The organism is Photobacterium leiognathi (assembly GCF_030685535.1).
Lineage (GTDB): Bacteria > Pseudomonadota > Gammaproteobacteria > Enterobacterales > Vibrionaceae > Photobacterium > Photobacterium leiognathi.
Genome location: NZ_CP131601.1, coordinates 2504153 through 2530665, shown reverse-complemented (window position 1 = coordinate 2530665; position 26513 = coordinate 2504153). Strand labels below are relative to the sequence as shown.

Here is a 26513-nt window from a genome sequence, read left to right as displayed (position 1 = left end):
TTTAGATAGGAATGACAATGGCACTATTACAGATTGCTGAACCAGGTCAAAGTGCTGCACCGCATCAACATAAGTTAGCGGTGGGTATTGATCTAGGTACAACGAATTCATTGGTTGCTGCGGTTCGTAGTGGCGTTGCAGAAACATTAAATGATGCAGAAGGCCGTGCAATTTTACCTTCTGTTGTACATTTTGCTGACGAAGCCGTATTAACTGGTGATGCCGCTCGCGCGTTTGCTCAACAAGATCCTGCCAATACTATTTTATCAGTAAAGCGTCTTATGGGACGTTCTCTTGCTGATATTGAGCAACGTTACCCACAACTGCCATACCAGTTTGAAGCATCAGAAAATGGCTTACCACAGTTAGTAACCCGTAGCGGTAAAGTTAACCCTGTTCAAGTTTCTGCTGAAATTCTTAAATCGCTCAGCCAACGTGCTGTAGATGCGTTAGGTGGCGAGCTTGAAGGTGTAGTGATCACTGTTCCTGCTTATTTTGATGATGCCCAACGTGCGGGTACGAAAGATGCCGCGAAATTAGCTAACCTAAATGTACTTCGCTTATTGAATGAGCCAACAGCAGCAGCGATTGCTTACGGCTTAGATTCTGGTCAAGAAGGCGTTATTGCGGTTTACGATTTAGGCGGCGGTACGTTTGATATTTCAATTCTACGTTTATCAAAAGGCGTATTTGAAGTATTAGCGACAGGTGGTGATTCAGCATTAGGTGGTGATGACTTTGACCACTTATTGGCAAATTGGATCCTAGAGCAAGCGAACTACACCGAAGCACTAACAGCACAACAGCGTCGTGCATTACAAGATGCAGCACAAGCGGCTAAAGTGGCGCTAACGGATGCTGATGTTGTAGCACTGGATGTCTTGGGCTGGCAAGGTGAGATCAGCCGAGAGCAATTCAACACATTAATTCAACCATTAGTGAAAAAGACACTGATGGCATGTCGCCGCGCATTAAAAGATGCTGATATTACGGCAGATGAAGTGATTGAAACGGTGATGGTTGGTGGTTCAACACGTGTACCGCTAGTGCGTGAAATGGTGGGTGATTACTTTGATAAAACACCATTAACGTCGATTGACCCTGATAAAGTGGTTGCAATTGGTGCTGCGATTCAAGCGGACATTCTAGTGGGTAACAAGCCTGATTCAGACATGTTACTGCTTGATGTGATCCCGTTGTCGCTGGGTATTGAAACCATGGGCGGCATGATTGAGAAAATCATTCCTCGTAACACCACTATCCCTGTTGCCCGCGCACAAGAATTTACCACGTTTAAAGATGGTCAAACGGCAATGTCTGTTCACGTAGTTCAAGGTGAACGTGAGATGGTAGATGATTGTCGTTCACTCGCACGTTTTACCCTACGTGGTATTCCGGCAATGGCAGCAGGCGCTGCACATATCCGTGTGACATACCAAGTGGATGCTGATGGTTTATTGTCTGTAACGGCTATGGAGAAGAGTAGCGGCGTACAATCTTCAATTCAAGTTAAGCCTTCTTACGGTTTATCTGAAGATGAAATCGCAACCATGCTGCGTGACTCAATGACCTATGCGCAAGATGATAAAGACGCACGTGCATTGGCCGAACAGCAAGTAGAAGCCGATCGTGTACTTGAAGGTTTGATCACAGCACTTGCTGCAGATGGTGATACCTTATTAAGTGCAGAAGAGCGTGCAGAATTAGAAGCAGTAATGATGGAACTAGTTCAATTACGTCAGGGTACAGATACCCGAGCAATTGAAGCTGGAATTAAGAAAACAGACAAAGCGAGCCAAGAATTTGCCTCACGTCGAATGGATCAATCTATTCGTCGAGCATTGGCTGGTCAGTCTATTGATGAGGTTTAAGCATGCCTAAGATTGTTGTACTTCCCCACGAAGACCTATGCCCAGAAGGTGCAGTATTAGAAGCTGAAGCGGGTGAAACTGTCCTTGATGTAGCGTTACGTAACGGCATTGGTATTGAACATGCGTGTGAAAAATCTTGTGCATGTACTACTTGTCACGTTGTGATCCGTGAAGGCTTTGATTCACTAGAAGAGAGTGATGAATTAGAAGATGATATGCTAGATAAAGCATGGGGTCTTGAGCCTGAATCACGTCTTGGTTGCCAAGCACGTGTTGCAGATGAAGATTTAGTAGTGGAAATTCCACGCTACACGCTAAACCTTGCGTCTGAAAATCACTAAGTTGTAAAAAAGGCTGCCTGAGGGCTGTCTCTTGATCACAAGTCATTGTGTTCAAGAGACTTAGCTAGTTCATATCCTTCAAGGATGGTTTGTAACCTAAACCATCCTTGCCATAATGTCTTTACAGAAGCGCGACCCGTCCGCTTGGTATCTTTCCAACCACCTAACCGTGCAATACTTTTGTAAGCCCACGATATATTTGGTGCTTCTTTGGGCAGCTTTTTCTTCTCCAATTTTAACCACATAAGCTTCCACGCTTTACCTTTTAACACCCGTTCACAACAGCTACTAGATAACTCTTTAGATTCGTTCATAAATCTTAACTGGAGTAAACGAGTAGCAATAAATGCCAAAATAACACTGAGCCTTTCTAAGTTATCTTTACTTTGCATTCTCAGTTGTTCAACTTGCGTGCCTTCACTTTTCCAAACCTTGTGAAAATCTTCTATCAGCCAACGACGCTCATAATAACTGACGATGTTAAGTGCTTCCTCTTTGTTCGTTACAGGCTCTGATGTCAGTAAATGCCATGCGAGCTTGTCGTCACTCTCACCTTGCTCTATACATCCAACATAGTAGAGAGAGATATTATCGAACTCTTTTTTATTAGCGGGAGACTTAAGTGTCACGGGAGCATATTTGATGTCTAGATGAGCCGTGCGGGACTTACGACCGCCTTTTTGCGGTATTTTTAGCTCTTTGCTTCCTGCTGATAACAACTTGGAAGCGTAGTCATAAAGACGATTATCATGCTCCTCGATACAGCGACTTTGCATTGAGCGAACGATAAATCGTTGTTGTTGCTCGTGCTTGTAAGTGAGGTACTCGAATAAATCGGCTTCTCTATCACATACAGAAATAACCTCTGACATTTTCTCGCCTAGTCGCTCTGCAACATGGCGAGATGCTTGTTCCCATTTATAACTTTCTTTTTCTTTGTATGGTCGAGTTGCATGCTGGTGTCTTTGACCACGTTTTTCAATATCTCGGGTCCAGCGTTGTTGTTCGATTAAACCAACTACAGTGTGAGTTTCGGGAGCAAAAAGCAACGTTGAATGAACGAACATTGCTCGGTGTCGATTACCTTGATTGGAATGCCCGAGTGTATCTTGTATGCTGTGATGTGAGTAACTTAGAGAAGTGGTATCTTCCAATGCAAGCAGTGTTTGTTGTTCAAAAGCTTCTTGTGCTGTGACATAGAATCCAGCTTCTGCAATATCTTCTGCTTTGATTTGGTCATTACGAATAAAGCGATAAGCCCCTTCCATATCGGCTGGGGAGATGATGAGTTTTGAGATAGGGATACCAGGTTGTTCAGCCAGAGAGGTAGCTAGAGCAACGAGTCTTTGAGTGCGTCTTGGGTCATTAAGATCGGCTTGACCGAATTGTTTTTGAGCCCAAAGAGTTGGTTCTATATAGGTCATCATAATCATCCTTATCATTGCTTAGATGATCAGATCATGAAACATAAAATTAGTTCAAAAAAATCCCCAAGCATTGGCTTAGGGATTTGTGTATAAGAGACAGGCCTGAGGGTAGTCTTTTTTTTCATCTCAGCGTTATTATTAAGTGACTTATCAAGACATGAAGAAGGAAGAGTTATGAGCTTGAAATGGACAGATTCACTCGATATCGCCATTGAATTATTTGAAAAATATCCTGATATCGATCCCACACAAATCCGTTTTACTGAGTTACGTGAATGGATCCTCGCGTTAGATGAGTTTGATGATGAACCAAGCCATTGCAGTGAAAGGGTGTTAGAAGCCGTACAAATGTGTTGGATTGAAGAAGCTGAATAGTAAGGTTATTTAAAAGAAAAGCATCTAATTGATTGTAAACAATTTAATTAGGTGCTTTTTTGTTTTCTCCACCAGTGAGAATTGCTAATTCTTCTCTTTATTGCATTGCAATTATCTCGCTTTACCCCCATAACTATCTACATATTCAAAACGACAACGAGTTTATTTCTTTAGCATGCTCATTGTTGCTACATTCAAGGAGTTTTAGATGTCGACGATCATGACTGTTTCTCTTTCTCAACAGGCAGCGGATGCCCAATGGGGTAATAATGCGTTAGTCAGTTTTGGCCCTGAAGGTGCGGTTGTGCATTTAACAGAAAATGATACTTTGGGTAATCTTCAGCGTGCAGCGCGTAAGTTAGATGCTCAAGGCATTAAACAGGTTGCACTTTCTGGCGAAGGTTGGGATTTAGAAAATGTGTGGGCATTTATCCAAGGTCACCGTAACTCTAAACCGGGTAATACTGTTACATGGCCTGCGCTAAGTGATAGTGATGAAGCTGAGCTTACCGCACGTTTAACAGCGACTGAGTGGGTACGTGAAATCATTAACCAACCTGCAGACGTTGTACGCCCATCACAGTTAGCGGCACGTGCGGGTGAGTTTATTAAATCTCTTGCACCAGAACATGTGACCTACAAGATCATTAAAGGTAATGATCTATTAGATGAAGGCTGGAATGGTATTCATGCTGTAGGTCGAGGCTCAGATCACCGTCCAGCAATGCTTCGTCTTGACTATAACCCAACAGGTGATGCTGATGCACCAGTCTTTGCGTGTTTAGTGGGTAAAGGCATTACATTTGATTCAGGTGGTTACAGCATCAAACCGTCTGGCGGCATGACAGCAATGAAAGCTGACATGGGTGGTGCAGCACTAGCAACTGGCGGTTTAGCATTAGCGATGGCACGTGGCTTAAATAAGCGTATTAAATTAGTGCTGTGTTGTGCAGAAAACATGATTTCAGGTCGCGCATTAAAACTTGGCGATATTATTAAGTACAAAAACGGTACAACGGTTGAAATTTTAAATACCGATGCTGAAGGGCGTTTAGTATTGGCTGATGGTTTGATTTACGCCAATAGCCAGAACCCTGAGATTGTGATTGATTGCGCAACCTTAACCGGCGCTGCAAAAATGGCACTGGGTAATGACTACCACGCATTATTGAGTTTTGATGCCGAGTTATCACACCAGGCATTAACTGCCGCAGCTGAAGAAAATGAAGGAATGTGGCCGCTGCCGTTAGCAGATATGCATCGTAACATGCTGCCATCTAATTTTGCCGATCTTGCTAATATCTCTAGTGGTGAGTTTATGCCTGGCGCAAGTACTGCGGCAGCGTTCTTGTCATACTTCGTTGATGATTATAAGAAAGGCTGGATGCACATTGATGCTAGTGGCACTTTCCGTAAGAGTGCCAATGAACAGTGGTCAGCAGGTGCAACAGGTATGGGTGTAAGAACACTCGCAAATATCCTAACTAAATAAGTCACGCCTTAATATTAAAAGCCTTCTTACTGCAAGAAGGCTTTTTGCATTATCAGAATAAGAAAGGAAATCGCATCATGCTCAATGTGTATTTATCAAATGAAGAAGCTAATGGCCCTTGGGGATTAAATTCACTACTAAGTTACGAGTCAGACAGTGCAACAGTGCACTATCGTAGTGATTTTCCACTGCGTCGTATTCAACAAGCGGGTCGTCAAATTCAGTCGCAAGGTGCACTGGCAGTTCGACTTGTTGGTGAAGATTGGAACTATGAACGTCAATGGGCGTTCTATTGTGGTTTCGCAGCAACGATGGTACGTGTTGATATTCAGTGGGCATCGATTGATGAAGATGAGTTAGAACTATTAAATGCCCGCCGTCAGTGTTCAGATTGGTTACGCTCTATGGTGAACGCCACTCCTGAAGATATGTACCCTCAAAAACTAGCGCAAGAAGCAGTGAGTTTTCTCAAAAACATTGCTGGCGATAAAATTCATGCCGAAGAAATCGTTGGCGAAGAGCTACTCGCTGATGGCTGGATTGGTATTCATAACGTAGGTCGTGGTAGTGCTCGACCACCAGTGATGTTAACGGTTGACTACAACCCAACAGGCGATCCTAAAGCGCCAGTATCTGCGTGTTTAGTCGGTAAAGGGATCACTTTTGATTCAGGCGGTTACAGTCTAAAACCAAGTGCGGGCATGGTAACAATGAAGTGCGATATGGGCGGCGCTGCAACAGTGACTGCTGCACTAGGTTATGCTATCGAACAAGGTTTGTCTCAACGTGTGAAGTTGATCCTATGTTGTGCCGAAAACCTCGTATCAGGTAACGCTTATAAGTTAGGTGATGTGCTAAGTTATAAAAATGGTGTTACGGTTGAAATCGTCAATACCGATGCCGAAGGGCGTTTAGTATTGGCGGATGGTTTAATTGCAGCCTCAGAGACAGGCGCACCACTTATCATTGATGCCGCAACACTCACAGGGGCTGCTATGGTAGCCGTGGGAAGTGACTATAATGCTATCTTTGGGTTAGATAAGCCATTATTACAACAAGCACAGCAATTATCTGAATTGGTCAATGAGCCAGCATGGCCGTTACCACTAGAAAAATGGCATCAGGAATACTGTCCATCACCTTATGCCGATACTGCCAATAGCCGTGTACAAAAAGGCGGTGGTATGGGAGGCGCATCAAATGCTGCGGCATTCTTATCGCGTTTTGTGGATACAGAAAATAGCCGTTGGATCCATTTCGATTTGGCTGCAAGTTTCCGTGATGGTGCAGATCCGCGCTGGGCTGCTGGCGCAACAGGGTTAGGTCTTGCTAATATTGCTGGTTTGTTGCTGTAACTAACATTTTTTGTTTGTTGGAAGCAATAAGACTCAAAAGGAAACGATAATAATGACAATCGAAAGAACTTTCTCAATCGTAAAACCAGATGCGGTAAAGCGTAACTTAATCGGTGCGATCTACCAGCGTTTTGAAAATGCAGGATTGAAAATTGTTGCTGCCAAAATGGTGCATTTAGACAGTGCTAAAGCACAAGGTTTTTACGCTGAGCATGAAGGTAAACCTTTCTTTGATGACTTGGTAGCATTTATGACTTCAGGTCCTGTGATGGTACAAGTGTTAGAAGGCGAAAATGCGATCGTGCGTTACCGTGAGTTAATGGGTAAAACAAACCCAGAAGAAGCGGCGTGTGGCACTATCCGTAGTGATTTTGCATTAAGCATGCGTCATAACTCAGTACATGGTTCTGATAGTCCAGAATCTGCAGCGCGTGAAATTGCCTACTTCTTTGCTGAAGATGAAATTTGTCCACGAGGCTAATTAATGGTTAAAAATCTATGACGAGCAATGTTAAGCAGATGGCTTAGGTTTTAGCGAAAGAATAGATTAATCATGTTTTTAACGGGAAGCTTAGGCTTCCCGTTGTTGTCTGTGGCGTTTTTAAATTGGCAACACTAGAATAACCATAGAGTGAACATGTGGAAACCATGCCGTAAAGGCTGTACAATTTCGCGCCTTAAACCCGAGATAATCACGTCTGCATTTAACACCTGATTATTTAGGCGCAGCAATAGTCATTTTTAGTGAGGCACCAACCGATGACAACTGTCAAAATCAATCTGCTGGATTTCGATCGCAAAGGTCTGCGTAAATACTTTGCCGAAGAACTTAATGAGAAGCCATTCCGTGCAGATCAGATCATGAAATGGATTTATCATTTCGGTTGTGATGACTTCGATCAAATGACCAACATCAACAAAAAGCTGCGCGAGAAATTAAAGCGTGTTGCTGAAATCCGCGCGCCTTACGTTTCTGAAGCGCAACACTCAGCGGACGGCACCATCAAATGGGCAATGCGAGTGGGTGATCAAGACGTTGAAACGGTTTACATTCCTGATGAAGATCGTGCAACGCTATGTGTTTCATCACAAGTAGGTTGTGCATTGGAATGTAAATTCTGCTCAACGGCACAGCAAGGCTTTAACCGTAACTTACGTGTATCTGAGATCATTGGTCAGGTATGGCGTGCGGCGAAAGAAATCGGCGTACAAAAAGAAACGGGTCGTCGTCCAATTACCAACGTTGTAATGATGGGGATGGGCGAGCCATTATTAAATATGAAAAACTTGATCCCAGCATTAGAAATTATGCTTGATGATCTAGGTTTTGGTTTATCAAAACGTCGTGTAACCGTATCAACATCAGGTGTGGTATCTGGTCTTGAGCAAATGATCGGTAACATTGACGTGGCACTTGCTATTTCATTGCACGCACCAACAGATGAACTACGTTCGCAAATCATGCCAATCAATAACCGTTGGGATATTGAAACATTTTTGGACGCAGTTCGCCGTTATGTGAATTCAACGAATGCGAACCGTGGTCGAGTAACGGTAGAATATGTATTGTTGGATCATGTTAATGACGACATGGAACATGCACGTCAATTAGCGAAAGTATTAAAAGATACACCAGCGAAAATTAACTTAATTCCGTTTAACCCGTACCCAGGTTCACCATATAAGAAGCCAAGCAATTCTCGTATTGACCGTTTTATGAAAACGTTAATGGAATACGATTTCACCGTAACGGTTCGTAAAACGCGTGGTGATGATATTGATGCCGCTTGTGGTCAGTTAGTTGGTGATGTCATCGACCGTACCAAGCGTACCCAAGCTAAATTGAATGCGGGTGAACAAATTGCAGTAAAAGCGGTCTAAAAACAGACTTCTATAAATAACTGCGTAATTTCACATGGATGTTGAGGTGAGCAAAAATGATACGATGGAGCGTATACCCACTATTGTCATGCCTGTTATTTACAGGCTGTGCCACAGTAGAAGTGGCAGATAATGGTAGAGAGTTTGATCCTAAAGCTGCCTCAGAAGCGAGATTAAACCTCGGCCTGAATTATTTAAAAGATGGTCAGTGGGAACGTGCACGAGAAAATTTGGAGCTAGCGTTAAAGTATGATCCAACCTACTACCGTGCACAAAATGCAATGGCTTATTATTATCAAAAAGTTGGTGATAAAGACGCTGCAGAAAAGATGTACAAACAAGCGTTAAGATATTCACCTAAAAATGGCGATGTCTTAAACAACTATGGTGTATTCTTGTGTAGTGAAGGACGCTACGATGAAGCCATTGCCGCTTTTGTGAGAGCGATTGAACAACCTTATTATTATTTGATTTCGGCAAGTTATGAAAACGCAGGCTTATGTAGTCGTAAGAAGGGCAATTTAGAAGCCGCAACGGGTTATTTTGAAAATGCGCTTGCCCATGACCCGAATCGTCCGAGATCTATGTTGCAACTGGCGCAAGTTGAGATTGAGACCAACAATTTCAAAGATGCTCGCGTACAGTTATTCAAATTTAATAAGAGATATGGGTACACAGCAGACAGTTTGTGGTTACTCATTCAGTTGGAAAAACAAGCTGGACGTTTAACTCAGGCAAACAAATACGCTATTTTGCTGAAAGAGAAATACCCAGATTCTCTGCAATATCAGAATTATTTGGCCAATGAATACTGAAAATAACGAAGAACAAAAAATAACAGAAGGGAATCATCTTCCTGGTGACGTATTGCGTCAAGCTCGAGAGCAACTTGGCTATTCACAAAAGGATATCGCTAACCGTCTAAGATTACGTCTTTCTGTTATTGATGACATTGAAAACAATCGTTTTGAGCAAGCCCAACTAGCCACCTTTACACGTGGATATGTGCGTTCATACGCAAAATATGTGGGGTTAGAAGAAAATGTTGTTCTTGCACTTTTGGATAAATGCGGTCACAGCAAGCCAAATGCACAAGAAATGCAGAGCTTTTCTCGCCGTACTAAACGTGAAGCACACGACAGCCGTATTATGGGACTCACTTGGATTCTGGCGGCTGTTTTTGTAGGTGTGACCGCTATTTGGTGGTGGCAGAATATTCATCTTGATCAAAATACTAATTCCTTAAACATAATCGCAGATCAAAATGTTGCTCATGAAAAACAAGTGCAAGGTGAAGATTCAACAATTTTGACAACTTTAACGAATGATGACGCAACCATCAGCGCAACGAAACCTGCGACGGTGGATACCAATGTTGATCATTCAGCGACAACGGATACCACGGCGCAGCCAGCAGAAGCAACGGCAACAACGCCTACAGCTACTGAATCAACAACATCAAGCACGGCACAAACGACAGCATCTGCATCTGCTTCTGGTACAGCAACGCCTGCAGACAGTTCGAATGCACCAGCGAAAACCGCTGAAGCGGCGACTGCAACAACAGAGCAAAATGCTGATGCCCCCCAGCTTCAGTTAGCTTTTTCAGCCGATTGTTGGATTGACGTACGTGACGCGACTGGTAAGCGATTAGACTCTGGTGTAAAGAAAGTCGGTCAAGTATTAGATTTAGCGGGTAAAGCACCATTTCGCGTTCGACTTGGCGCACCTGGTGCCGTTAAAATTAATATCAAAGGTCAACCTTTTGATTTAAGTCGTTACCCATCATCGAAGCCAGTAACGCTTAAGTTGCCGTAGTAATTTAGAGAAAAAGCAATGCATAACGAATCACCAATTATACGCCGTCAATCGAGCCGAATTTACGTAGGTAATGTGCCTATTGGCGATGGTGCACCTATCGCAGTTCAGTCGATGACAAACACGCGTACAACAGATGTCGAAGCGACTGTTGCACAGATCAAGGCATTAGAAAAAGTTGGTGCTGATATTGTCCGTGTTTCTGTACCGACAATGGATGCAGCGGAAGCATTCAAAGTGATCAAACAACAAGTCAATGTACCGCTTGTTGCTGATATTCATTTTGATTACCGCATTGCACTTAAAGTTGCAGAATATGGCGTAGATTGTCTGCGTATTAACCCAGGTAATATCGGTCGAGAAGATCGTATTCGCGCTGTGGTTGAATGTGCACGTGACAAGAACATTCCTATTCGTATCGGTGTTAACGGTGGCTCTTTAGAAAAAGATATTCAGCAAAAGTACGGTGAACCTACACCGCAAGCTTTAGTTGAATCAGCAATGCGCCATGTGGAAATCTTAGATCGTCTGAACTTTGATCAATTCAAAGTTAGCGTAAAAGCCTCTGATGTTTTCCTTGCTGTTGAATCTTACCGTTTACTAGCAAAGCAAATTGTTCAGCCTCTTCACCTTGGTATCACCGAAGCGGGTGGTGCGCGAGCAGGTTCTGTTAAATCTGCAGTTGGTCTAGGTATGCTTCTAGCGGAAGGTATCGGTGACACATTACGTATTTCTCTTGCTGCCGATCCGGTTGAAGAAATCAAAGTTGGTTTTGATATCTTAAAATCACTGCGTATCCGTTCTCGTGGCATCAACTTTATTGCTTGTCCAACATGTTCACGCCAAGAATTTGATGTGATCGGTACCGTTAATGAGCTAGAGCAACGTCTAGAAGATATCGTGGTACCAATGGATGTTTCTGTGATTGGTTGTGTAGTAAACGGCCCAGGTGAAGCAGAAGTTTCTCATTTAGGTATTGCAGGCGGTAACCGTAAGAGTGCTTTCTATGAAGACGGTATCCGTCAAAAAGAGCGCTTTGATAACGACAATGTGATTGATCAGCTTGAGAGTAAAATTCGAGCAAAGGCATCAATGTTAGATCAAAACAACCGCATTGATGTAAAACAACAAGATATATAATCAAAAAACCATGCTCATAATGATTGAGCATGGTTCACTATTTCATAAAGACATTATATATTCGATTCCAATTCCCAGCGGTTAACGAGAATAAACGTGGCGAAACAAATTCAAGCAATTCGAGGCATGAACGACTGCCTTCCAACACAATCTCCACTTTGGCAAAAAGTCGAAGGTACTGTTAAACAAGTGATCAGTGCATACGGTTATAACGAAATTCGTATGCCGATTGTTGAATCAACACATTTGTTTAAACGTGCGATCGGTGAAGTGACCGACGTTGTTGAAAAAGAAATGTACACTTTTGAAGATCGTAATGGCGATAGCCTAACACTGCGCCCAGAAGGTACAGCAGGTTGTGTACGTGCTGGTATTCAAAATGGTTTGCTATACAACCAAGAACAGCGTCTTTGGTACATTGGTCCAATGTTCCGTCATGAGCGCCCACAAAAAGGTCGTTACCGTCAGTTCCACCAAGTAGGTGTAGAAGTATTTGGTCTTAACGGTCCTGATATCGACGCTGAACTTATTATGATGACTGCACGTCTGTGGCGTGAGTTAGGTATTCACGAACATGTTCGTCTAGAGTTGAACTCAATCGGTTCACTAGAAGCGCGTGCAGAATACCGTAAAGCACTTATTGCTTTCCTTGAGCAACACTTAGATGTACTTGATGAAGATGCAAAACGTCGTATGTACACCAACCCATTACGTGTACTAGATACTAAGAATGCAGCAATTCAAGAAATCCTAGTTGATGCGCCTAAGCTTTCTGAGTACTTAGATCCAGAATCTAAAGAACACTTTGACGGTTTATGTGAACTATTAGACGCTGCTGGCATCAAATACCAAGTAAATGAACGTCTTGTACGTGGTTTAGACTACTATAACCGTACTGTATTTGAGTGGATCACAGAGAGCCTTGGCGCACAAGGTACTGTTTGTGGTGGCGGTCGTTACGATGGTCTAGTTGAACAACTAGGTGGTAAAGCGACACCTTCTGTTGGTTTTGCTATGGGTCTTGAGCGCCTAGTATTACTAATGGAAGCACTAGAACAAGACGAAGTTCGTCGTTCAGTAGACGTTTACGTGGTAACGGCGGGTGAAGGTACACTGGCTGCAGGTATGACACTGGCTGAGAAGCTACGTACTGAAGTATCAGGTTTACGTGTAATGACGCACTTTGGTGGCGGTAACTTCAAGAAGCAATTTAAGCGCGCAGACAACGTTGGCGCAGCTGTTGCATTAGTTCTTGGAGAAAATGAAATTGCTGAAAACACCGTAGTAGTAAAAGACTTACACGGCGGTGAGCAGACGACCATGGCACAGGATGAGGTTGCTGCAAAACTGGCAGCACTGATTTAAGAGAGGACAGGAAGTGAACGACTACGCCACAGAAGAACAACAGGTTGAAGCGATTAAATCGTGGTGGCAAGAGAACGGCAAAGCCGTTGTTCTAGGCGCCGTGATTGGTTTAGGTGGTCTTTGGGGCTGGCGTTACTACCAGTCTGAAGTACATGCTGCAAAACACGTTGCATCTGATAGCTACACACAAGTTGTTTCTGCACTTGATGAAAACAGCAAAGACGCAGTCGCTGAAGCAAAAACATTTATTGATGCTAACAAAGGCAGTCAATACGCAGTGCTTACAGCATTACAGCTAGCAAAAGTTCAGGTTGAGAATCAAGATCTGAATGGCGCTGTTGAGCAACTTCAATGGGTGCTTAACAATACTAAAGACGAAGCGATTCTACCTTTAGCAACAACACGTTTAGCTCGTATTTATGCAGAACAGCAAAAATTTGATGAAGCATTGGCTGAACTTAAGAAAGTAACAGTACCAAGCTGGAAATCAAAAGTTGCTGAACTACGTGGTGATATTTTGCTACAAAAAGGCGATATCACAGGTGCACGTGAAGCTTATGTAGAAGCTCAGCAAGACGGTTCATCACCTGCATTGCAAATGAAGCTTGATGATTTAGCGCAATAAGGCAGATGACGATGCAAAAAGTGTTAAAACGTGTTTTAGCCGTTGCTGTTGCAGTAAGTGTGCTATCAGGTTGTGCGAGTGAAGTTGATTCAATTCAAATGGCACCATTGCCAAAGGTTGATAATACTTTCACACCAAAAACAGATTGGAGCCGTAGCGTCGGTGATGGCGTAAATGGCTACTACTCAAAACTAACGCCTGCTGTAGGTCTGGATAAAGTGTTCGTTGCAGATCGTGCTGGTCTTATCGAAGCACTAAACCCAGCAACAGGTAAAGTTGAGTGGGAAACCGATCTTGAAGGTGACAACAGTGCGAAGCTTTCTGGCGGTTTAGTATTAGGTGACGGCAAAGTTTTTGTTGGCACTGAAAATGCGAAAGTTATCGCATTAGATGCTGAAACAGGTAAAGAAGTTTGGCGTACAACGGTTGCTGGTGAAGTATTAGCAAAACCGCTTGTTGCTGATGGTTTAGTTGTTGTAAATACCAGCAGTGGTGTATTAGAAGCTCTAGATGTTGAAACTGGCGCGTCAAAATGGCAAGTAAGCAACGAAGTACCAACGTTGACACTACGTGGTGATAGCTCACCTGTAGCTGTTTCTGGTGGTGTGTTCTGGGGCTTAGCAAACGGTCGTTTAGCGGGCGCATTAATGTCTGATGGTCGTCTGTTGTGGCAACAATCAATTGCTGCACCAAAGGGCTCAACAGAAATTGATCGCTTAGTTGATGTTGATGCATCACCTGTTATTGCTGGTGATCGTCTATTTGCAGTGGGTTACAACGGTACATTAGTATCAATCGATCTGCGTTCTGGACAAATTGTTTGGAAACGTAACTACTCTTCAGCAACAAACTTTATTGTTGATGGTAGTGAGCTATTCTTAGTAACAGCGAAAGATCATGTTGTAGCAGTCGATGCACGTAGCGGTACCGAATTATGGCAAAACACGGATCTACAATACCGTCAGTTAAGCGCACCAGCGATGATTGATGGCTATGTAGTGGTGGGTGATGCTGAAGGTTACCTACACTGGCTAGATACTCAGAATGGCGAGTTCGTTTCACAAGAAGAAATTGATAGCAGTGGTATTGCGGTACCGCCTGTCGCACTAGACGATAATGGCTTTATTGTTGTGACCCGTGATGGTGAAATCAACAAAATGCAAATACCGCAATAAATCGGTATAATGTCGCTAGATTAAATTTGTCGGCTCCAACTGCGATAAGTAGTTGGAGCCGTTGTTGTTATATCCGTTGTAGATATTATTGTCGGATGAAGGCTTATAAAAATATAGGCTGGAGGCAAGAATGAACGGTAAGAATGTCAATAAGACTATGAAAAGTAAGAGGTAGTTATGATTCCTGTTGTTGCCCTAGTCGGGCGCCCGAACGTGGGTAAATCGACGCTATTTAATCGTCTTACTCGCACAAGGGATGCACTTGTTGCTGACTTTCCTGGCTTAACTAGGGATCGTAAATACGGTAGAGCAGAGCTAGAAGAGCACGAATTCATTGTTATCGATACCGGTGGTATTGATGGTACTGAAGAAGGCGTTGAAACAAAAATGGCTGAACAGTCATTAGCGGCGATTGAAGAAGCTGATGTTGTTCTGTTCCTAGTTGATGGTCGTGCAGGCTTAACTGCAGCAGACGAAGCAATTGCTAAACATTTACGTAGCCGTGATAAGCCAACTTTCCTTGTTGTAAACAAGGTTGATGGTATTGATGCAGACAGCGCATGTGCTGAATTCTGGCGTCTAGGTGTTGATGCAATGTATCAAATTGCAGCAACGCAAAACCGTGGTGTAACGGCTCTAATGGAACGTGCATTAGCACCGTTCTCTGACAAACTGAATGCAGAGCTTGCTGAAAACGGCGAAGAGCAAGAAGTTTCTATCGAAGATCTAACATCTGTTGAAGATATTGAGAAAGCAAACCTTTCTGAAGCTGATGCAGAAGCTGCGTATAAGCGTCTTCAAGAGCAGCCAATTAAGCTTGCGATCATTGGTCGTCCAAACGTTGGTAAATCAACGCTAACTAACCGTATTCTAGGTGAAGAGCGTGTGGTTGTTTACGATATGCCGGGAACAACGCGTGACTCTATCTACATTCCAATGGAGCGTGATGGTCAAGAATATGTTCTGATCGATACTGCTGGTATCCGTCGTCGTAAGAACATGCACCAAGCGGTTGAGAAGTTCTCTGTTATTCAAACGCTAAAAGCGGTTGAAGATGCAAACGTTGTATTACTAGTTATCGATGCGCGTGAAAACATTTCAGATCAAGATCTAAGCCTATTAGGTTTTGCGCTAAATGCGGGTCGTTCATTGGTTATCGCTGTGAACAAATGGGATGGTTTGGATAATGAAGTTAAAGAGCGCGTTAAGTCAGAGCTTGACCGTCGTTTAGGTTTCGTTGACTTTGCACGTATTCACTTCATTTCTGCACTTCACGGTACAGGCGTGGGTCACTTATACGAGTCAGTGATTGAAGCGTACCAATCTGCAACTAAGCGTATTAGTACCTCGTTACTAACACGTATTATGCAAATGGCACAAGACGATCACCAGCCACCAATGATCCGTGGTCGCCGTGTGAAACTAAAATATGCGCACGCAGGTGGTTACAACCCACCAATTATCGTGGTTCACGGTAACCAGGTGAATGAACTGCCGGGCTCTTATAAGCGTTACCTAATGAACTACTACCGTAAGTCATTAGAAATGATGGGTACACCAATTCGTATTCAATTCCAGAACAGCGAAAACCCATTCGAAACCAAGAAGCAAAAACTAACTGTTTCTCAAGAGCGCCAACGTAAGCGTCTAACGAATGCACTACGCGATCGTAAGAAGTAATTTACTGCGTTAAGCGAATACGAAAAAGCCCGATACGCTAACTTTATGTAGTTAAAGCGTATCGGGCTTTTTAATATCAGCTGTTTGTATTTAGTTGCTGATACCTAATTAAATAAGTAATTAATACATTAATGAGTAAAGCTGACGACGGTAAGATGCCGCCATTGGGTTGCCTTGACCTAATGCAGTTAAAATATCCATCATGGTCTTCTTCGCGTTACCATCTGAATAGTTCATGTCTTTGCGTAGGAGCTCAATCAATAGCTCTAACGCTTCTTCATTACGGTTCACTTGGCTATATTGAATAGCTAATTCATAACGTAGTTCTACGTTATCAGGATCGGCTGCTAGCTTTTGCTCAAGCTGCTGGATCTCTGGTGAATTACCTGCTTGTTTGTGTAGTTCTAATCTCGCTACTAAGCTCTTATAGTGCGCATCTTGATCTTGCATTGGAATAGTGGCAAGGATTGGCTCTGCTTCATCAAATAGTGCAGTTTCAATTAAACATTCAGCAATCGCTAAATTCACTAAACTATCGTTAGGTTGCGTAGCTGCAAGTTGGCGCAGTAGCGGTAGAGCTTGAGCGTAGTCTTTATTATCAACTAATACTAATGCTTGTTTTAGTGCCAACTCTTCTTGGCTTGGTAAGTGGCGCGTTAGCATTTCACGTAGGCTTTGCTCGGTTTGTGGACCTGCAGAACCATCCGTTGGTTGACCATTTTTAAATAGCGCGACTGTTGGTAAGCCGCGAACACCAAACTGCGATGCTACCATTTGTTGGGTTTCACAGTTTAATGTCGCCAGTACAAATTGCCCTTGGTATTCACGGGCAAGTTTTTCAAGTGTGGCGTTAACTTCTAGCGTTTCAGGCATCGATGGCGCCCAAAAGCTGATAACAACAGGCGTTTGCATTGACTGCTCGATAACCTGCTGCAGATTTTGTTCGTTAATTTCTAGCGCTGTATTTTGGTACATGTAATTCGATCCATTGGCTATTTGAAGGCTATATCAAATATATGGGGATGAATCGATGTGGATCAAGCAGCTATCGTTGAAAAGCATGAGTCGAGATAGCGAAAAGCAAAAAATGCTCAAGTGAGTGATTCACTAGAGCATTAATTACCAAATGTCAGTAAAAGAGCAAGGGTGATACAAGCACAAAGTAAGTTAATTTGGCGCAACGTCATACATACACCTTTTGAGCTATGAAGAAAAACTAACCAAGAGAGTTAGCTTAAGAGATGTTGCTACTTTACGTTGCTTATATGACAGTAATATTACGTCTTATGATTTTTGTCGCTTAGTCGATCCTCAAAGAGGATATGGGCTATTTATGACGCTTTAGTTACTAGATAACAGCTACTTATCACTATGATAATTTTATAAATGTTGTTTTTATCACCAATTTCATCACAGTGATAATGCTGCTTAAAATACCTAATATTAAGCAGCGGAATGATGGTTTAGTTGCTTTTTATCAATAGCTTATCTAGTAAATGTGTAGGTAGGATACGGCGTAGGAAACCAAAGATGTAGGTCGGTTGTGTCACGTAATAGCGTGATTTTGGATGAGAGCTATTAATGACGTCTAATAATGGACGTAATACGGCATCAGGCTTTAAGGTGAACTTATTAGTCACTTCTTCTTTTCCAAGGCGAGATAGAGTGTCTTGATAGTTGTCATGATGGCGAGATCCAGCCATATCAATATGACGTTCAAACATGCGCTTTGCATTAGCACGAAATTGGCTTTCAATTGGCCCCGGCTCAATGAGTGAAATCGTAATTGGGGTATTGGTGAGCTCTAAACGTAAGGTATCGGTATAACCTTCAATGGCAAATTTGCTGGCGTTATACGCCCCACGGTATTTCATCGCAACCAAACCTAGCACGGAGCTGTTTTGCACAATTTTGCCGTGACCTTGGGCAAGCATCAGCGGGATCACTTGTTTAGTCAGCTCATGCCAGCCAAAGAAATTCGCTTCAAACTGCTCACGCAGGGCTGATGTTGGTAAATCTTCTAATGCGCCCGGCTGTCCGTAAGCGGCATTATTAAATAACACATCAATAGAGCCTCCTGTTATAGCAAGCGCTTGTTGTAAACCATCTGTGATGGATTGTTCAGAAGTGACATCCAATTGAACACAGCGAATGCCTTCTTGATTGAGTCTTTCTACATCTTCTGGCTTGCGGCAACTGGCAACTATATTGAAGCCTTGTTCGGTCAGTGCTTTCGCACAGTAATAACCAATACCAGAGCTACACCCTGTAATTAAAATAGATTGTGTCACTGTGAGCTTTCCTTGTTGAGATAAGGTAGAAGGTGTTTTGCCATAAACTGAGCAATAAGCGGTTGTGCTTCCGCGGTTGGGTGCAGACCATCTTTCATCATCAGCTCTGGTTTGACAATAATATCAACCAGAAAAAATGGTAATAAAGGTACATTAGTTGCTTCGCTTAATGACGGATAAGTATTACGAAACAGTTCGTTATAACGTTTGCCATAGTTAGGCGGGACTTCAATTTGCATTAATAGCGGCTGTGATCGCACTTTTTTGATCTCAGTGATCATTTGGCTGAGGTTATTACGTAATATTTTAGGGTGGAAGCCACGTAAACCGTCATTCGCACCTAATTCGATTAAAACAAAATCCGGTTTATGTTGTTTTAGTAATTTAGGTAATCGCGCAAGACCGTTACCAGTGGTATCGCCAGAGATACTCGCATTTATCACCGTTGTTGGCTGTGCTTGTTGTGCTAACAAAGGGGGAAGCAGTGCAGGCCAGCTTTTTTCTGCTGGCATTTGGTAATCGGCACTGAGGCTATCGCCAAGGACTAACAGTGTTTGACTCAATGCTGTGGATGAAAACACCAGCATCAACAATGAAAGGATTCGTATCATGTCTGTCTCCGTAATTAAAGCGCACTCTGTATCAAAACAGGTCACGACTACCTTGTCGCCAATGACTATTTTGCAGGATGTTTCGCTAGAGGTCGAGCAAGGTGAATCTATTGCTCTTGTCGGTGTATCTGGTGCAGGTAAGTCAACCTTGATGACATTACTGGCAGGGCTTGATGTGCCGACACAAGGTGAAATAGAACTGCTTGGTCATAACCTTTCTACGTTAGATGATGAGCAACGCGCTCAACTTCGTAGTGAATCTATTGGTTTCGTATTTCAAAACTTCTTATTACTCCCAACGTTGAATGCGTTGGAGAACGTTACCTTACCGTGTCTGATCCAAGACAATGAAGTAGACATTGAGCGAGCAAAAGAATTGCTTGCGGTTGTGGGATTAAAAGGGCGAGAAACTCACTTACCAAGCCAATTATCAGGCGGAGAGCAACAACGCGTCGCGCTAGCTCGTGCATTTATGATCAAACCTAAAATCTTGTTTGCTGATGAGCCAACGGGAAATCTTGATCAGCACACTGCAGCAATGATCATTGAGCTACTGTTTGAACTTAATAAAAACAGCGGCACAACATTAGTGCTTGTCACCCATGACGACACGTTAGCTGCCCGTTGCGATCGTGTAATGCGATTAGATAACGGCAAACTTGCGAGGGATGAACGTCATGCAGAGTGATCCTCTTTCTATGAAAAAACGTCCATTCTTTTTACGTTGGGCGTGGCGTGAAATCCGACAAGGTCAGTTATGGTTAGTCACCTTAGCGCTGAGCTTAATTATTGCCTGTGTGTTTGCGTTATCGGCATTGGTAAGCCGCGTTGAAGGGATCATTGTTTCGCAAGGTCGCTCTGCGTTAGCGGCAGACATGGTGTTGCAATCCTCTCAAGTGGTCGATTTCAAGCAGCTATCAACTAATAATGTGATCACCTCACAGCAAACCCGTTTCGGTACCATGGCATTTAGCGATAACGGTATGCAGTTAGTCAGTGTTAAAGCCGTAGATGCGCAGTTTCCATTACGTGGTGATTTACGATTACAAGCGGCTGATAAGTCTGTGCACCATCATGTGAAGCCTGGTGAGTTGTGGTTATCAGAACGCTTATTTTCGCTACTTGATGTCAAAGTGGGTGATAGGCTAATGCTGGGGGATGGTGAGCTAACCATCAGTGGGCGAATCTTAGAAGATCCCGAGCTTTCTTTTAATCCTTTTAGCCAAATGCCATCCGTCCTAATTAATAACCAAGACATTGAAGCCATTGGTGGGATCCAAGAGGGTAGTAGGCTCAGTTATCGTTATTACTTCTCAGGTTCAGATTCAGCATTGGCTGATATTCGTAAACAGTTTTCGCTAACACCGAGCCAACGTTGGTTAACTGAAAACGATGCAGGGCGCAGTGGTGATTTCATTGAACGAGCAAGGCAATACCTATCACTGACTTTAGTGCTGGTGGTACTCATGGCATCAGCAACTTTAGTGCTTACATGTCAGCATTATGCATCGACTCGGATCACGTCTGTTGCGATGATGAAGAGTCTTGGCGCAAGTCGTCGTTCTCTCTGTCGATGGTTATTACAACAAATTGCGGTCGTGTTTTCAGTCGCCATTGGCGTGGGTTTAATCTTGGGTTTTTGGCTTGAATGGTTACTGCGTTATCCACTGCAACAATTGCTGCCTGATGAATTACCGAGCATTGGGGTTGCGCCGTTAGTAATCAGCCTATTATTGGCGTTATTTATTTCATTGCCTGCATTGGGTATTCCGCTGTCTCGCTTGGTCAATGCATCTGCTATGAACACGGTACAAGTAACCGATACACCCACGACTAAATTCTCACCAATGTGGCTGTTACTGATTTTTCCTGTATTGGCAGCCGTTGCATGGATTGGTACTAACTTGTTTGTGTGGCTCACCTTATTGGGCATGGTTGTACTGTTAGTGTTGTTGGCTTTAGTTGGCATCGCAGCTATCGCATTACTTAAGAAGATTAAGTTTGGCTCTGCTTATGCTTTGGCGTTAAGCCGCGTGAATCGTAGTAAAGCAAAAACAGCAACGCAATTGGCGGCATTGACGTGTTCGTTAATGCTACTAGCTGTGATTGGCTTACTGCGTAACGAGCTACTAGCTGATTGGAAAAATACCTTACCTGCTGATGCGCCTAACGTGTTTGCAATTAATATTGCGCCAGAGCAGCAACAAGCCTATTTAGATTATTTAGATGCGAATCAATTAGCCCGTTCTGATGGCTACCCTGTGACCCGTGGGCGATTGGTTGCGATTAATGAGCAACGCTTTTATTCAACGGAAGATGAAAGCCAAAATGACGCATTAGCTGAGACATCCTCTAACACTAACTCAGAACGCGATCCCGCATTAAGGCGAGAGCTTAACTTCACATGGGCAGAAACCTTACCGAGTCATAATGACGTGATTGCAGGTAAGTGGGGGGATAGACCTGGTGTTTCGGTGGAATCTGGCATTGCGAAACGCTTGAATATTAAATTGGGTGATAAGTTAGCTTTTACTGTTGGCGGGTTAGAGTTTAACGCCATAGTAAACAGTATTCGTGATGTGGAATGGCGTAACATGAAGCCGAATTTCTACTTCATTTTCACCCCAGATGTATTGCAGTCGTTTCCTGCTACATGGTTAGTGAGTTTTCGTATTAACGATCAGCAAAGTGATTTACTCAATACTTTAGCTGGCAATTACCCAACCGTGAGTGTGCTTGATTTGCGCATGATGGCAACACGCATTCAAGGCTTGTTAACTCAAGTGAGCTGGTCACTGACGGTATTAGCTGGTTTAGGTGTTCTGAGTGGGTTGCTGTTAATCATGACCTTATTGCGCTTGAGTATTTCAGAGCGTCAAACCGAAATTCAGCTTTATCGCACACTCGGTGCAAGCCGAAAACGCATTGCTGCTACCTTGTGGTTTGAATACGGTATTATCGCGTTATTGGCTGGTATTATTGCAGCCATTGGCGCTGAATTTGTTGTTGGTTTGCTGGTGGTGAAAGGTTTTGAACTGCCGTTTACCTTGCACCCATTCATGTGGATAGGCTTACCTGTGCTGGCTATTGGGTTGGTGTATTTAGTGTCACGCTCGCAGATCAAGAAGCTGTTGTTGCCGTTAAGGTGATACGCTCAAATATCAATGGTTTAAATTTGGTCTAAATATAGACTTTCTAGGTTTGCGAAGCTATTATTGCTATATCGTGTGACTGTTAGAGTTACCGATAAAGTGATGAAATAAATGCTCTATGAGAAGCAGAGCACAATGGAAGGTGAAGATGATTGAAACAGTAAGTTTTCTAAAGAAAAATGCTGCAGATCTACCTTTAGATGAGCCATTAACGATTACACAAAATGGTAAACCCTCTTACGTTGTGATTTCTTATGAAGAACATGAACGTCGTGAGCAAGCCATTGCAATGATGAAGATGCTGAGTTTTGCTGAATCAGATATCAAACAAGGTCGTACATCGTCAATGACATCATTAAAAGATAGATTAGCCGCTCGTAAAAAATAGACGAGAAATCATGGCTAAAACTACATTAGTTCCTACAAATACATTTGAGAATACAACTTTTGCTTTAATTGATTATTTCACCCAGTGGAGTGATGAAGTTAAGGTTGTTGAGCGAGTTGAAAAGCTGATTGAGAGATTTGAATCGACTGTATTAGATAATCCTGAAATGTATCCAATATGTCATGACATAAGGGAATTTTTTGGAATGATTGAGTACCGAGTATTTAAATCTGATGGGCTAAAAATTGTTTATCGCTATGATGCAGTCAATAACATAGTTTATGCAATGTTGATGCTTAGTGATAAACAAGATATGCAAAAGACACTGATAGATTATTGTCTCGTTTATAAATAAATTTTATAAGGTCGCTTTCGATATTGTTGTGTTAGGTGTAAAGAATGGACTGCACCGACAAAGCAAGAATATGACGTGATTGAAAAGCAGCTCGAAGCAGAAATAAAACGATAAATTTTGATATCAAAAACAGGGCGTTTCAGCCCTGTTTTTGTTGCCCTCAATCACACAACGTCTGCTTTAATGCTTGTTCAATATAAGGGAAGCTAAAGTTAAACCCTTCTTGCTCTAATTTATTCGGCAATGCTCGTTGGCTATCAAGCAATAGCTGCGCTGATTCCCCAAGCCCGAGCTTTAATACCCATGCTGGAGTAAATAAAAAGTGTGGACGTTTTAGGGTTGCTGCCAAGGTTTGGCTAAAGACGCTATTGGTCACTGGAGTAGGTGCTGTAAAGTTAAACACGCCTTGCGCTTCTGGGTGGTTGAGCAAGAAGATGATGCCTTTGATCATGTCTTGCATGTGGATCCACGGGAAGTATTGTTTACCATCGCCAATTTTACCGCCTAACCCCCATTGATAAGGCAGTAACATACGTGCTAATGCGCCGCCTTGTTTGCCAAGTACGATACCTGTGCGGATAAGGCATACACGGGTTTGTTCTGATTGGGCTTCAAGGGCAATTTGCTCCCAGCGGTGACAGACGTTCTGGGCAAAGTCGTTATCGTTAATATCAAGCGGCGTAGATTCATCAATAGTCTTATCTTGATTATCACCATAAATCCCCACGGCTGAACCGCTAATAAAGGTATGCGGTGGGTTAGTGCTGGCATTGATTTTATCAACTAACTGCTTGGTAATATCCCAACGACTTTGGCAGATCTTCTGCTTTTGTTTTTCGCTCCAACGCTTGTTCATGATAGGTTCGCCAGCAAGGTTAATGATGGCGTCAAATTCATCAAAGTTGTCGAAGCTCTCTAGGCTGTCTACCGCATTAATATGATGACCAAGCAGATGATAAGCACGGGTAGGGTTGCGGGTTAGTACCGTAACATGATCGTGATTAAAATGAGGAAGAAGAGCTCGTCCTATAAAGCCTGTTGCACCTGTCATTAAAATCTTCATCGTTATCTTCCGTTTTCTGTTTGTCATCTTAACATTCTGATGTGTCGCTTATTTATAGTATATATAAGTTGAATTATCAGTATAACTGATCGCTAAAAATGCTCTTATTAATATTGTGACGCAGGAGTGTGGTCACGGTTTTTAATGTGTTAGTGTGCATATGGTTGCAAAGGTGGGTGATGTATCATATCGATAACATAGTAATTTGATGATACAGAGAGTAGACTTCGAACCTGTATTAATGACTGGTTTTTGATGATGAAATTATTTTTTGCCTCTGATATTCATGGCTCGTTTGCGAGTGCTGAAAAGATGATTGCTGCTTTTGAACAAAGCGGTGCAGAGCACTTAATTCTATTGGGTGATATTTTAAATCATGGCCCACGTAACCCATTGCCAGAAGGCTACGATCCTATCAAGGTATCTGAGCTGTTAAATCGCTATGGCGATCGCATTACTGCTGTTCGTGGTAACTGCGACAGCGAAGTTGACCAAATGCTACTAGAGTTCCCAATTATGGCGGACTACAACCTTGTGTTATTGCCAACAGGTCAACGTCTGTTTTTAACACATGGTCACTTATACAACGCCAATAAGCATCCTCGTTTACGTGCTGGTGATGTGATTGTATCGGGTCATACACATATTCCTGTGGCTGAAGCACAAGACGAACTGTTTGTGTTTAATCCAGGCTCTGTTGCGATTCCTCGTAATGGCTTACCTGCAAGTTACGGCCTATTAGATGGCAATCAGCTATCTGTGATCAGCTTTGACAGTGAAGTACTGGTTCAAACCCAGATCTAATTCGCAACGAGATAAAAGTAACGCCCTGAATGCGTCTCTTTGGTTTTAAGCGCAAAGCCACTTAATAGAGAAAGCACATTCAGGGCGTTATTGTATTTAGAGCTATACCCAAGCGACTTCAAGATGCCTGATTCAGAGCGATGTCACTGAGTTGAATTCAAGGAAGGCAACGAAGCGGAATAGTGAGCTATTTCCAAGTTGTCTGTATAGGTATTATCGATTATGGTTTGCTATGGCGATCAACGTGGCCTAAATCGCGCTCTGGGTCGATAACGTCACGAATGCGTTGCTTTAGCTGTTTCGCATCTGGAAAGCCACCATCGGCTTTACGTTCCCAAATTAGCTGACCATTACAATGAATTTCAAAACGTCCACCTGTGTCAGGGTGAAGGCTGATGGTTTGGATTTCTTCACTGAAGGTATGCAGTAGTTCTTGAGTCATCCATGTTGAGCGTAGCATCCAATTACATTGACGACAGTAGTAGATATCAATGATTGCTTTATCCATGCAAACTCCTTAAATAGCGTGGATTAAAATAATGAGTAAAGTAATTTGAAGCCAATAATGAAGGTGAGGGCTTCAAAACAACGTTTGATAAGTTGATTACTTTTTTGATGAGCTAGGTGAGCGCCTAAGTAACCCCCTAAGAGTGAGCCAAGTAAAAGTACGGGGATCCAAGGCCAGTAAATTGGTGCGCCAGCTTGGTAAATAGCGACAGCGCCAATGCCATTCCAAAATAGTCCTACGCTAACGAGTGTAAGTGCGACTGCTTGTTTGTAGTTAAAGCCAAACCAACGTACTAAAAACAGGGTGACAAATAGTCCTGTTCCTGCGGTTAATGAGCCATTTAATATCCCTATAGTGGCTAAGCCTAGACCACCGATGATCATGCCTTTGGTATCACGGTTTATGCTGTTTTCGTTTTGTCCTAGCTCTTTTTTCATCAGCGAATAAATACCAAGGCTAATGATTAAGATACCTAATGCGGCCTCTGCGATATTTTCAGGAAAAGAGAGGATCAGGTGTGCACCAAGGATCACGCCAATTGCACCTGTCAAAATAATGTAGAGGGTAAATCCCCAAGATAATGTGCCTTGTCGTAAATGTTTAAGTGCTGCGCCAACGCCTAATGCCACACTTGCGACTTTGTGGGTTGCTAGGGCGATACCAAAAGGTAAGCCAAGAAAAATCAGTAGCGGAAATTGTATTAAGCCTGCGCCACCACCTGAGAGTGATGCGAGGGTATTTGAGATCAGCGAGCCAACAAATAGCCCGATTGAGTTGAGTAAATCCATGCTAACAG

The 26513-nt window shown here is 42.9% G+C and carries 25 protein-coding genes and 1 pseudogene; 19 read left to right on the top strand and 7 right to left on the bottom strand.

What is annotated here, in order from left to right:
* The first annotated feature begins 17 nt into the window (after positions 1–17).
* The gene (gene hscA / locus Q7674_RS18490) at positions 18–1871 is read left to right on the top strand and encodes a Fe-S protein assembly chaperone HscA (protein ID WP_045064519.1); all 1854 of its coding nucleotides are present in this window, start codon (positions 18–20) and stop codon (positions 1869–1871) included.
* 2 nt (positions 1872–1873) lie between these two features.
* Complete coding sequence (gene fdx, locus Q7674_RS18485; protein WP_008987748.1) at positions 1874–2212, top strand: ISC system 2Fe-2S type ferredoxin; 339 nt, start codon at positions 1874–1876, stop codon at positions 2210–2212.
* A 35-nt stretch (positions 2213–2247) separates the two neighbouring features.
* Here the strand turns inward: fdx and Q7674_RS18480 are convergent, their stop codons facing one another.
* On the bottom strand, positions 2248–3636 hold the full coding sequence (locus Q7674_RS18480) for an IS4 family transposase (RefSeq protein ID WP_305422587.1): 1389 nt from the start codon (positions 3634–3636) through the stop codon (positions 2248–2250).
* A gap of 177 nt (positions 3637–3813) precedes the next feature.
* Here Q7674_RS18480 and iscX point away from each other — a divergent pair, with 177 nt between their 5' ends.
* The 12 genes from iscX to der all read left to right on the top strand — a co-directional run bounded on the left by iscX (position 3814) and on the right by der (position 16545).
* Complete coding sequence (iscX, locus tag Q7674_RS18475) at positions 3814–4014, top strand: Fe-S cluster assembly protein IscX (RefSeq protein WP_008987747.1); 201 nt, start codon at positions 3814–3816, stop codon at positions 4012–4014.
* Between the two features lie 208 nt (positions 4015–4222).
* Entirely contained in the window at positions 4223–5506 is a 1284-nt protein-coding gene (pepB, locus tag Q7674_RS18470; protein ID WP_045063618.1) for an aminopeptidase PepB, read from the top strand.
* Positions 5507–5583: 77 nt separating this feature from the next.
* Positions 5584–6861, top strand: a complete 1278-nt coding sequence (pepB, locus tag Q7674_RS18465) for an aminopeptidase PepB (RefSeq protein ID WP_045063620.1) — start codon at positions 5584–5586, stop codon at positions 6859–6861.
* A gap of 52 nt (positions 6862–6913) precedes the next feature.
* Positions 6914–7342 carry a nucleoside-diphosphate kinase gene (gene ndk, locus Q7674_RS18460; protein WP_008987744.1) on the top strand — a complete coding sequence of 143 codons (429 nt, stop codon included), beginning with the start codon at positions 6914–6916 and terminating at the stop codon, positions 7340–7342.
* Between the two features lie 278 nt (positions 7343–7620).
* Positions 7621–8742 (top strand): dual-specificity RNA methyltransferase RlmN, encoded by a 1122-nt coding sequence (gene rlmN, locus Q7674_RS18455; protein ID WP_008987743.1) that lies wholly within the window; start codon positions 7621–7623, stop codon positions 8740–8742.
* Positions 8743–8798: 56 nt separating this feature from the next.
* A complete protein-coding gene (pilW, locus tag Q7674_RS18450; protein WP_023931423.1) occupies positions 8799–9557 on the top strand; it encodes a type IV pilus biogenesis/stability protein PilW in 759 nt (252 codons plus the stop codon).
* Positions 9547–10560 (top strand): cytoskeleton protein RodZ, encoded by a 1014-nt coding sequence (rodZ, locus tag Q7674_RS18445; protein WP_305423061.1) that lies wholly within the window; start codon positions 9547–9549, stop codon positions 10558–10560. Before pilW ends, rodZ begins: the two co-directional genes overlap by 11 nt.
* 18 nt (positions 10561–10578) lie before the next feature.
* Entirely contained in the window at positions 10579–11700 is a 1122-nt protein-coding gene (ispG, locus tag Q7674_RS18440; protein WP_008987740.1) for a flavodoxin-dependent (E)-4-hydroxy-3-methylbut-2-enyl-diphosphate synthase, read from the top strand.
* 96 nt (positions 11701–11796) lie between these two features.
* A complete protein-coding gene (hisS, locus tag Q7674_RS18435) occupies positions 11797–13065 on the top strand; it encodes a histidine--tRNA ligase (protein WP_008987739.1) in 1269 nt (422 codons plus the stop codon).
* 13 nt (positions 13066–13078) lie between these two features.
* Entirely contained in the window at positions 13079–13690 is a 612-nt protein-coding gene (locus Q7674_RS18430; protein WP_045063624.1) for a YfgM family protein, read from the top strand.
* 11 nt (positions 13691–13701) lie between these two features.
* Positions 13702–14865: an outer membrane protein assembly factor BamB gene (bamB, locus tag Q7674_RS18425; protein ID WP_008987737.1), complete on the top strand. Its 1164-nt coding sequence runs from the start codon at positions 13702–13704 to the stop codon at positions 14863–14865.
* Positions 14866–15042: 177 nt separating this feature from the next.
* Positions 15043–16545 carry a ribosome biogenesis GTPase Der gene (der, locus tag Q7674_RS18420; protein WP_008987736.1) on the top strand — a complete coding sequence of 501 codons (1503 nt, stop codon included), beginning with the start codon at positions 15043–15045 and terminating at the stop codon, positions 16543–16545.
* Between the two features lie 120 nt (positions 16546–16665).
* Here the strand turns inward: der and Q7674_RS18415 are convergent, their stop codons facing one another.
* The 3 genes from Q7674_RS18415 to Q7674_RS18405 form a co-directional block, all read right to left on the bottom strand.
* On the bottom strand, positions 16666–17520 hold the full coding sequence (locus tag Q7674_RS18415) for a co-chaperone YbbN (protein ID WP_045063626.1): 855 nt from the start codon (positions 17518–17520) through the stop codon (positions 16666–16668).
* A 488-nt stretch (positions 17521–18008) separates the two neighbouring features.
* A complete protein-coding gene (locus Q7674_RS18410) occupies positions 18009–18836 on the bottom strand; it encodes an SDR family oxidoreductase (protein ID WP_023931427.1) in 828 nt (275 codons plus the stop codon).
* A complete protein-coding gene (locus tag Q7674_RS18405; protein ID WP_305423058.1) occupies positions 18833–19447 on the bottom strand; it encodes an arylesterase in 615 nt (204 codons plus the stop codon). The genes Q7674_RS18410 and Q7674_RS18405 overlap by 4 nt, the downstream gene beginning before the upstream one ends.
* Before the next feature lie 100 nt (positions 19448–19547).
* Between Q7674_RS18405 and Q7674_RS18400 the strand changes: the two are divergent.
* From Q7674_RS18400 to Q7674_RS18385, 4 genes and pseudogenes are all read left to right on the top strand, one after another.
* Positions 19548–20135 (top strand): annotated as a pseudogene (locus Q7674_RS18400) (ABC transporter ATP-binding protein); the annotation flags it as partial.
* Positions 20125–22596, top strand: a complete 2472-nt coding sequence (locus Q7674_RS18395; protein ID WP_305423057.1) for an ABC transporter permease — start codon at positions 20125–20127, stop codon at positions 22594–22596. The pseudogene Q7674_RS18400 and the gene Q7674_RS18395, both read left to right, overlap by 11 nt.
* Positions 22597–22747: 151 nt before the next feature.
* On the top strand, positions 22748–22987 hold the full coding sequence (locus tag Q7674_RS18390) for a type II toxin-antitoxin system prevent-host-death family antitoxin (protein ID WP_023931431.1): 240 nt from the start codon (positions 22748–22750) through the stop codon (positions 22985–22987).
* A gap of 10 nt (positions 22988–22997) precedes the next feature.
* Positions 22998–23342: a type II toxin-antitoxin system RelE/ParE family toxin gene (locus Q7674_RS18385; RefSeq protein ID WP_023931432.1), complete on the top strand. Its 345-nt coding sequence runs from the start codon at positions 22998–23000 to the stop codon at positions 23340–23342.
* Positions 23343–23502: 160 nt separating this feature from the next.
* Here the strand turns inward: Q7674_RS18385 and Q7674_RS18380 are convergent, their stop codons facing one another.
* Positions 23503–24405, bottom strand: coding sequence for a TIGR01777 family oxidoreductase (locus Q7674_RS18380; protein ID WP_045063633.1), 903 nt, complete (start codon positions 24403–24405; stop codon positions 23503–23505).
* 258 nt (positions 24406–24663) lie between these two features.
* Here Q7674_RS18380 and yfcE point away from each other — a divergent pair, with 258 nt between their 5' ends.
* Positions 24664–25209, top strand: a complete 546-nt coding sequence (yfcE, locus tag Q7674_RS18375) for a phosphodiesterase (protein ID WP_045063711.1) — start codon at positions 24664–24666, stop codon at positions 25207–25209.
* A 220-nt stretch (positions 25210–25429) separates the two neighbouring features.
* Here yfcE and Q7674_RS18370 read toward each other — a convergent pair whose 3' ends face one another.
* On the bottom strand, positions 25430–25717 hold the full coding sequence (locus Q7674_RS18370; RefSeq protein WP_008987727.1) for an Rdx family protein: 288 nt from the start codon (positions 25715–25717) through the stop codon (positions 25430–25432).
* A 23-nt stretch (positions 25718–25740) separates the two neighbouring features.
* Entirely contained in the window at positions 25741–26505 is a 765-nt protein-coding gene (locus tag Q7674_RS18365) for a sulfite exporter TauE/SafE family protein (RefSeq protein ID WP_045063634.1), read from the bottom strand.
* Positions 26506–26513: the final 8 nt, after the last annotated feature.

Coding starts and splice junctions, on each gene's coding strand:
- Q7674_RS18405 (WP_305423058.1), bottom strand. CDS start 19,447: ATGATACGAATCCTTTCATTGTTGATGCTGGTGTTTTCATCCACAGCA.
- iscX (WP_008987747.1), top strand. CDS start 3,814: ATGAGCTTGAAATGGACAGATTCACTCGATATCGCCATTGAATTATTT.
- rlmN (WP_008987743.1), top strand. CDS start 7,621: ATGACAACTGTCAAAATCAATCTGCTGGATTTCGATCGCAAAGGTCTG.
- yfcE (WP_045063711.1), top strand. CDS start 24,664: ATGAAATTATTTTTTGCCTCTGATATTCATGGCTCGTTTGCGAGTGCT.
- ndk (WP_008987744.1), top strand. CDS start 6,914: ATGACAATCGAAAGAACTTTCTCAATCGTAAAACCAGATGCGGTAAAG.
- Q7674_RS18385 (WP_023931432.1), top strand. CDS start 22,998: ATGGCTAAAACTACATTAGTTCCTACAAATACATTTGAGAATACAACT.
- Q7674_RS18480 (WP_305422587.1), bottom strand. CDS start 3,636: ATGACCTATATAGAACCAACTCTTTGGGCTCAAAAACAATTCGGTCAA.
- pepB (WP_045063620.1), top strand. CDS start 5,584: ATGCTCAATGTGTATTTATCAAATGAAGAAGCTAATGGCCCTTGGGGA.
- pepB (WP_045063618.1), top strand. CDS start 4,223: ATGTCGACGATCATGACTGTTTCTCTTTCTCAACAGGCAGCGGATGCC.
- Q7674_RS18380 (WP_045063633.1), bottom strand. CDS start 24,405: ATGAAGATTTTAATGACAGGTGCAACAGGCTTTATAGGACGAGCTCTT.
- hscA (WP_045064519.1), top strand. CDS start 18: ATGGCACTATTACAGATTGCTGAACCAGGTCAAAGTGCTGCACCGCAT.
- der (WP_008987736.1), top strand. CDS start 15,043: ATGATTCCTGTTGTTGCCCTAGTCGGGCGCCCGAACGTGGGTAAATCG.
- Q7674_RS18395 (WP_305423057.1), top strand. CDS start 20,125: ATGCAGAGTGATCCTCTTTCTATGAAAAAACGTCCATTCTTTTTACGT.
- Q7674_RS18415 (WP_045063626.1), bottom strand. CDS start 17,520: ATGTACCAAAATACAGCGCTAGAAATTAACGAACAAAATCTGCAGCAG.
- Q7674_RS18370 (WP_008987727.1), bottom strand. CDS start 25,717: ATGGATAAAGCAATCATTGATATCTACTACTGTCGTCAATGTAATTGG.
- pilW (WP_023931423.1), top strand. CDS start 8,799: ATGATACGATGGAGCGTATACCCACTATTGTCATGCCTGTTATTTACA.
- bamB (WP_008987737.1), top strand. CDS start 13,702: ATGCAAAAAGTGTTAAAACGTGTTTTAGCCGTTGCTGTTGCAGTAAGT.
- ispG (WP_008987740.1), top strand. CDS start 10,579: ATGCATAACGAATCACCAATTATACGCCGTCAATCGAGCCGAATTTAC.
- Q7674_RS18365 (WP_045063634.1), bottom strand. CDS start 26,505: ATGGATTTACTCAACTCAATCGGGCTATTTGTTGGCTCGCTGATCTCA.
- Q7674_RS18390 (WP_023931431.1), top strand. CDS start 22,748: ATGATTGAAACAGTAAGTTTTCTAAAGAAAAATGCTGCAGATCTACCT.
- fdx (WP_008987748.1), top strand. CDS start 1,874: ATGCCTAAGATTGTTGTACTTCCCCACGAAGACCTATGCCCAGAAGGT.
- rodZ (WP_305423061.1), top strand. CDS start 9,547: ATGAATACTGAAAATAACGAAGAACAAAAAATAACAGAAGGGAATCAT.